Source organism: Nostoc sp. CHAB 5836, assembly GCF_020829445.1.
Lineage (GTDB): Bacteria > Cyanobacteriota > Cyanobacteriia > Cyanobacteriales > Nostocaceae > Nostoc.
Genome location: NZ_JAIVFV010000253.1, coordinates 1 through 7,568, shown reverse-complemented (window position 1 = coordinate 7,568; position 7,568 = coordinate 1). Strand labels below are relative to the sequence as shown.

At 37.1% G+C, this 7,568-nt stretch carries 5 protein-coding genes; 1 reads left to right on the top strand and 4 read right to left on the bottom strand.

Annotation, left to right across the window (positions count from 1 at the left end):
* The coding region (locus LC605_RS29815) for a CHAT domain-containing protein (protein WP_229551041.1) at nt 1-2,213 on the top strand (2,213 nt) is incomplete at its 5' end.
* A gap of 40 nt (nt 2,214-2,253) precedes the next feature.
* Here the strand turns inward: LC605_RS29815 and LC605_RS29810 are convergent.
* From LC605_RS29810 to LC605_RS29795, 4 genes are all read right to left on the bottom strand, one after another.
* Nucleotides 2,254-2,973, bottom strand: a complete 720-nt coding sequence (locus tag LC605_RS29810) for a DUF928 domain-containing protein (protein ID WP_229551040.1) — start codon at nt 2,971-2,973, stop codon at nt 2,254-2,256.
* Nucleotides 2,974-3,176: 203 nt separating this feature from the next.
* Complete coding sequence (locus LC605_RS29805; RefSeq protein ID WP_229551039.1) at nt 3,177-5,537, bottom strand: CHASE2 domain-containing protein; 2,361 nt, start codon at nt 5,535-5,537, stop codon at nt 3,177-3,179.
* A gap of 199 nt (nt 5,538-5,736) precedes the next feature.
* Nucleotides 5,737-7,203, bottom strand: coding sequence for a DUF1822 family protein (locus LC605_RS29800; protein WP_229551038.1), 1,467 nt, complete (start codon nt 7,201-7,203; stop codon nt 5,737-5,739).
* The coding region (locus LC605_RS29795; protein WP_229551037.1) for a hypothetical protein at nt 7,184-7,568 on the bottom strand (385 nt) is incomplete at its 5' end. The genes LC605_RS29800 and LC605_RS29795, both read right to left, overlap by 20 nt.

The window sequence follows — 7,568 nt, the reverse complement described above, 5'->3', positions numbered from 1 at the left end:
AAAAGTCAGCTACTATCTACGCGCAAATCTCTAACCAAAATGGACAAATTCAAAGTTTAATAAACCAAGCACAGGCTTTTCAAGCTTTGGGACTTTATAACCGTGCTTTAACTATTTTGAATGAGGTCAACCAAAATCTCCAGCAGCAACCAAATTCACCTCTAAAAGTCACAGCTTTATTGAGTCTAGGAAATAATCTCAGTGTGGCAGGCGATTTAAAACAAGCACAACAAATCTTGCAGGAAAGTTGGGAAATTGCTCAAACATTAAAACTATCCCAAGAGCAAAGTACAATTCTTCTGAGTTTGGGTAACGTTGCCCGCGCCCAAAAGAACATTCCAGCAGCAATTAATTACTATCAACAAGCTCAAAAAAATGCCTCACCTCTAGTACAAGTTAAAGCACAACTAAATCATCTAAATACATTAATAGAAGCTAGAAAATGGCAGCAGGCTCAAGCACTATGGTTGCCTATTTTAACACAGTTGAATAATCTACCTTCTAGTAGGTCAAGCATTTATGCACAAATCAACTTAGCTCAAAGTTTGATGTGCTTGAAACAGTCAACTGTAGTCAAACCAGAGTTTAGTTCTCCCATCGTTCAACAATGTATAGCATTTAAAGAAGCAGAGAATAAACTATTATCAAATTCACAAGATTTAACAGATATTACTCCCGAATGGTCAGATATTGAGAGATTGTTAATAACTGCTAGTGAGAAAGCAAGCACTTTACAAGACAAACAAGCAGAAGCATATGCCCTTGGCTATCGTGGCGGACTGTATCAGCAAACACAGAGACTAACAGATGCGAATAAATTCACCCGTCAAGCTTTAAATTTAGCACTTACCGCCGATGCTCGTGATATTGCTTACCGTTGGCAATGGCAACTAGGTCGAATTGCGAAGGCGCTGGGTGATTCTCAGCAGGCGATTTCTAACTATACTATTGCATTTAAAAACTTGCAATCGTTACGTAGCGACTTAGTAGCAACTAACCCAGATATTCAGTTTTTCTTCCGTGAAAGTGTGGAACCTATCTATCGTGAACTGGTTGATTTACTTTTAAAACAAAAACAACCCAACTTGATACTCACCCGTGAAGTGATTGAATCTTTGCAGTTAGCTGAATTGGATGATTTTTTTCGGGAAGCTTGCGTTACAGCCGAACCAAAACAAATTGATGAGATAGTTGAAAAAGCAAACCCACGCACAGCTGTTTTCTATGCTTTCTTTCTGCCAAATAGCTTAGAAGTCATTTTGAAACTGCCAGGAGAAGATTTACAGCACTACAGCACTCCTTTGAATATAAAAATAGCAAAAAATACTATTGCCAAATTACAGCAAGCACTTCCCCAAGTTGACCGAGCGAAGGACGTGCAAATATTATCGCAAGAAGTTTACAAATGGTTAATCGCATCAACACAAGAAAGACTGAATCGCAGTAATGTGAAAACGCTGGTGTTTGTTTTAGATGGAGCGTTGCGGAATATACCGATGGGGGTACTTTATGATGGGCAAAAATACTTGGTGGAGAAATATGCGATCGCACTCACTCCAGGTTTACAGTTAATAAATCCCCGTGAAAGAGCAAAAATCCAGCTAAATGCTTTAACGGCGGGAGTGAGCGAACAACGAAAAGTTGAAGGGCTGGAATTTAACAAACTTGAAAACGTAGAACCAGAACTGCGGGAAGTTAAATTCCAAGTTCGAGGTAGCGAAGAGTTACTCAATCAACAGTTTACTAAAAAGAATTTAGAGCGCCAAATTAATAAAGGCGGTTTCTCTATAGTACATTTAGCAACACACGGTCAATTTAGTTCTGACCCTGACAAAACCTTTTTGCTTTTATGGGACAAACTAATAAAAGCAAGGGATTTGAATAATTTACTGCGAAGTACTGACACAGGGCAAGCATCTAAAACAATAGAATTATTAGTTCTCAGTGCTTGTCAAACAGCTAGTGGTGATGATCGGGCTGCACTTGGACTTGCAGGTGTAGCAGTTAGTGCAGGCGCACGCAGCACAATAGCTTCCTTATGGCCTGTGAATGATGAGTCAACTAGTTTATTAATGAAACGATTTTACCAGGAGTTAGCTAATCCAAATATTACCAAAGCTGAAGCTCTGCAACGCGCTCAAATAGCTTTATTAAACCAAAAAGATGAACCATATCACTGGGCACCTTACATTTTAGTTGGTAACTGGTTGTAATCAACAAAAATATAAGTCCTTAATATTTGAAAAAATAGTATTACTTTGACAATGAACAGCAATCTAACAAGGGTTCATTGCTCAATTCTGTTAATTCTCCATCTTTTAAAAATGCTGCCCATTCGTCTCTAGCTGTTGGGTTTTGTGGTGTTGCACGCAGCTTTTGTGCTAAATAAGTTAAGTTATCAAACCAAATATTCTCAAGACTGTAATTACTTGGTGAAACTCGTTTTATATTTCCATCAACAAAGAAATATACTGATGTATCTTGTGGTTGGCAATATATTTTGAAGTACCATCGATAGCTTTGATTTAATGCTAAATAATTTTGTGAATTGTCAGGCAAACTGACACTAATAATCCCTGCTTTGTCTGGTAAAGTTATAGACGTACGATAGAGATCATTCTTTTGCTTATCTTGTACAATAAACTCGCCTACTCGTGCTTGTGTGGGTAAATCAGGAATATAAAACCAAAACTTTGGATATTCAGAATAAGTTAAATTGATATCTTTGTTGGGAACTAAAGCAGTCAAAGGTTGTTTGGTATCGGGACACCCTCCCCGGCTAGCAGCAGCTATACGTTTTTTGGGTGCGCCTCGATTTGGTGGTTTAAAGGTTACACGCTGACGTTTGGGAGTGACAGTTTGATTATTGTTGGAGGTTTGAGCGTTAACAATTGGCAGATAGGCTGTAAAGTTAATAAATGCATATATGATAGTGAAAGTTGAAATTAATCTATATCCAGTTATTGTTGCCATAAAAATATCTATTTTTGAGTACTTATTTTGAATTGTCGAAACGTTTAACTATCAAGCATAGTGGCAAAAAATATCTACAACGTCAGAAATGTTGAATACTAATATATTTTAAGCCTTCACCCAAAAATACCATATTTTGGGCTATTTTTATCGGATTTTTCTTAACATTCAACACTTCTGGCAACCTCAAAACCAAAAAATGTTTATGATTTGGAATTTTGAATTGTTAAGTCGTTGTGGTAATTTGATTTCACTACTGTGCTTGTAATTACCAAAACTAAGATTGAGGGAACAACTGGAACCCAATAACCTTGGATAAGTAAAATTAAGCACGATCCCATAAGCATAACACTAGTGGAGGCGATCGCTAAGATCACAAAGCGAGATGGACAAAGCCACACTAATAGGACTCCCATTAACGACCAACCCCAAACCCAAAGAATCTCACCCAGCATTGGCCAAATTTTCATCAAAGGTCGCTTATCTAGCACCGCACTTAAAATCTGACTGACCATATGTGCTTGCACCAATACCCCTGGTATTTCACCATAGGGAGTATTGATATAATCTCCAGCAGTTCGACCTGTGACACCAATCATCACAATCCGACCCCGTACCATTTCTGGGTTAATCTCACTATTGAGAACTTGTGTAATAGTGACTGTTTCTGCAATCTTTCGTGAAGCACGGTAATTCAGCAATATCTGCGTTCCCCAGCCATCAATCTTGTGATATCCGCCAGTCGAATCTTCTACAGGTAAGGGTGTAAAAACAACATTACCTAGTTGCAAATTCCCTTCAGAAGTTTTTGTTGGTTTAATACCTTTTGTTTCTAAAAAGTTTATTGCCAATAGAACATTAAAGGCATTATCTGAATTACAAGCAGAATTTTGTTCAGGAGTAATAAATAATAAATGGCGACGTAAAACACGGTCTGAATCAATTACCACATCAGCAAATCCAACACCATCTGCTGGCATTTTTGGTGGTGCGAGAACACCAGGATTATTGAGGTCACTAGAATCAGGAACTCTGCAAACAGCTATTAAACGGTCATTTTGTTCAAAATGTTTGACTAATTCAGCATGACCTGGTTCTCTCTTAATTTCACGAAAAATATCTAAACCAATAAATTGCGGCTGATATTGATCTAACTTATTTATTGCCTGAGCTAAGATCCCATCTGGTAAAGGAAAGCTATATTTATTGATATCCTGTTCTGTTGCTTCTACTACCAAAATCCGGTCATCGGGTTTTTCTTCAGGACGCAACTGCATGAGTTGGTTAAATGCTACTAATTCAACTTTTTCTAATACACCTGTTTGCCGTACTCCTAGCACAATACCTGTAGTTAACAAGCTAGCAATAAGTATAGGTAAAAAACGAGTCCGTGTAGTTAAATAATTTTTAGTTTCTCCTGTTATTTGTGGTAGTAGCTGAATTATCGCAGGCTGGTTATTTGGTTCTAATGCTTGTAGTGGTGCAGCAACTAAATCTTGCCATAGTGGGGGTTGATGTGCAGGATTTTGATAAATGACTGGTAACCAGGAAGCACAGGGATACTCATTTTCTAATCCATGCAATCTCTCACGTGCTTTCCGTACTGCTAAATAAAAAGATTCACCTTGAGAAAATTCTCTCAGAAAATATTTTAAAAATTCTTGCGCCACGTTATCTAGTACAGGTTCGCGCATAACAATAGTTTGGGGAATGTGCAATTGGGCCAAATTCCGCGCCAACCCTAAACCATCACAGGAGTTAAAAATTGCAATTTTCAACCCTGTTGATATTGCACGCCGGAGGGCTAATTTTAAGTCTAAAATAGTTAAACTATCTGTTTCGTTGATATAAATTCGACCTGTTTCTGATTCAGTTTTACTATGACCGGCAAAAAATAAAATATCCCAGCCTTCTTCCCATAGCTTATCATTAATTTTCTGCCGTTTTGGTTCTACTAAAAACTTGATATTAGCATTAGGTAACTCTTCCAATAAACGCTTATCTTCTTCAATATTAATCCCAGTACCATCACCAATAATTGCTAAAATCTTTACTTGTGTTTGTGTCTGAATAGATTGTTTAACTTGTTTATAAATTCGAGGAATAACAGCAATTTCTGCATAATTATAATTAGCAAAAAAATCCCATTCCTGCCAAGGTAAACGTTGAATTTGAATATCTTCTGTTTCCAAGAAAAAGCGTACTACTTCAGATGAATTAATTTCTTCGTGCAACTTGTCTCGAATTCGCAAAAATTCCCTTGATTGCAACCACTGATTCAAGCTATTACTTAAACGTTGAGCTGCTGCTTGACAGTCTTCTGGAATAGAAACATTAGTTATTTGTTTATTGGGTTTTTCTAATGCTCTTTTTTTATCGCCAATATTATCGTATTTTAAACGCCAGCGATCGTATAGTTGAATAATTTCTGGTTTTGGTGGTAAATTACCCGTAACTTGAACAGGAGGAGGGAATGGTTTACCTTCTTCGCCAATTTGCAATATTACAGGAAAACCCTGCTCAAAGTTGCCTTCTCCAATTTTCAGAATGACTAATTTGCTCATAGTCTTACTGGAGCCAAATGCGATTTATACTTATCTCAATTTTTAGTCAACTTGCACTTGCAGCAGAATTCAAAAGTCAGAATGAGCTACGCCCCGCTGCGCTAACAGAATTAGAATAGGCTCTATGCCTAACTTTAAGATTAAGATGGTGTAGTGTACACAGTTCATGACAACTATCTCCTGGCTTCTTATACTAACTTCAAATAACGAAATATTCAGTAATCTGCACATTATCTATTCCTATTTTGATACTAAATTCATCCCCTGGCGAACCACTAAACTTGAGTTGAATAAAATTATCAGCTTTCCTGGCTTGGGTTTCTAAAAATAAATCTCCTTCGTTATCTAGTATCTTCAATTGCAGTGCTTCAGGTAAATAATTTTTACTACCCATAGGATACACCCGCAGTAAAATCGCTAATTTATGTAAAGGTTTTGGTAAAATTCCTACCATTAATGCTACTGGATTACCTGCAAGTTGCATCCCTAAGTCAGTTATCCTTTTGATACCAGCAACTGGGTTATCGGGGTCGATAGTCCACAAACTTTCCGCAGCTGTCCAACGGGTTTCTTGGTCGTCAGTGGTATTTAATAGATGAATTAATGCTGCGATCACATTTTGGTCGCCTGTACCACTTTTTCCTAATTTCTCTGCTGCTTGTTTACGCTGTTCCTCATCCCGACTAGTATAAATTTGGTCAATTAGTTGCTTAATTACTTCAAATTTGTACTTCTCAATTCTGCGATCGCGGAAGCCAAATGCTAACTTTGCTTCTTCTGTACCAAAAAGCGACTCAATTGATTGCCAACTGTCTTCAAACACATTATGCAACCATTTACTTAAATTTACTGTCTTCTTTGCAGAGGCTTTGATTGTTGTCGGTTGCACTAACAACTCTTGTCGCCTTTCATATAATTTTTGTCTGCATTGATCGTCAGCTATTAAAATTGCCCATTGTGTAAAAGGGATTTCGCGACGCGGTGAATAGGGAGAGGGCTGAGATAGCTTTTCTAATAATTGCTCTACTGGTATAGTCGATACTTGGGGCAGTGCTTCTATTACTGCTAAAGTCGCTTCTGTTTCATGAGGAGAAAGTTCTTGTTTTACCCAAATAACATTTAGGTCATTAATTAAATTTTCTCCATCTAATGAATAGCTGCGGTCAAACTTATCATACATTCCTTGAGATTTGAGTCTTTGATGTGTGGCATAGCCCCATACACGCAACCAATTTTCCAGTAAATTTATCTGTACAGCCAAGTAATAATTTCCAGCCCAGCTAGGAATATCCACCCATTCCTGTGGTACACAAAATTCTTCAGTATCGCTTGCTTCACTAGGAATTAGTATCCAGCGAGTTTTTCCTAACTGCATAGCAGTGCCATTCACCACTTCCCAAATACTTGATAAAGCTTCATCGCTAGGGCAAACTGCAACCTTAAAACCAGAATCTCCTTGTAGCCATTCTGTAACTTTATTCAAACAGAGGCGATTTAAAAAAGCATTCCAACGAGGAGCATCATTAGAATATTTATGTTCTGTTGACCATGCTTTTTCTTTATCTTCTTCTGAAAAATATAACCACAATTGTTCCGGATAAATTACAGAGTATTGCTCAATATTTAACATCTCTAGCCTATCTCCTTTATATTTTATAACTTTCATATGGTGCGACTTTTAACCATTCATCGACTAAAGTAATAATTTGCTTATCTGGCGATCTAAGTAATGCCAAACTAATACCCAGCCTATCTTGTAATTGCTTTTGGAATTCTATCTGTAAATTTTCTTTGACCTGCGCTAAGTTATAATTTACTAAAGATTCAGGTATTTGGAGTTCTAATGCTACTTGCTCTTTATTTAATTGTTTACCATAATGCAGTTTTAAAATTTGAATTAAATCTTTGTCATTAATTAATAGTAACTCTTGTAACAATTGGTGTAATATTCCTTTGCAGTGAGGACTTAACCATTGGTTCATTTCCTTAGATTTTTGGTCAATTTCTGCTTCAGTTAAGGTAAGACCAAGG

What these genes read in the sequence shown, in the direction of transcription:
- LC605_RS29810 (WP_229551040.1), bottom strand. Translation starts at nt 2,973, where the DNA reads ATGGCAACAATAACTGGATATAGATTAATTTCAACTTTCACTATCATA.
- LC605_RS29805 (WP_229551039.1), bottom strand. Translation starts at nt 5,537, where the DNA reads ATGAGCAAATTAGTCATTCTGAAAATTGGAGAAGGCAACTTTGAGCAG.
- LC605_RS29800 (WP_229551038.1), bottom strand. Translation starts at nt 7,203, where the DNA reads ATGAAAGTTATAAAATATAAAGGAGATAGGCTAGAGATGTTAAATATT.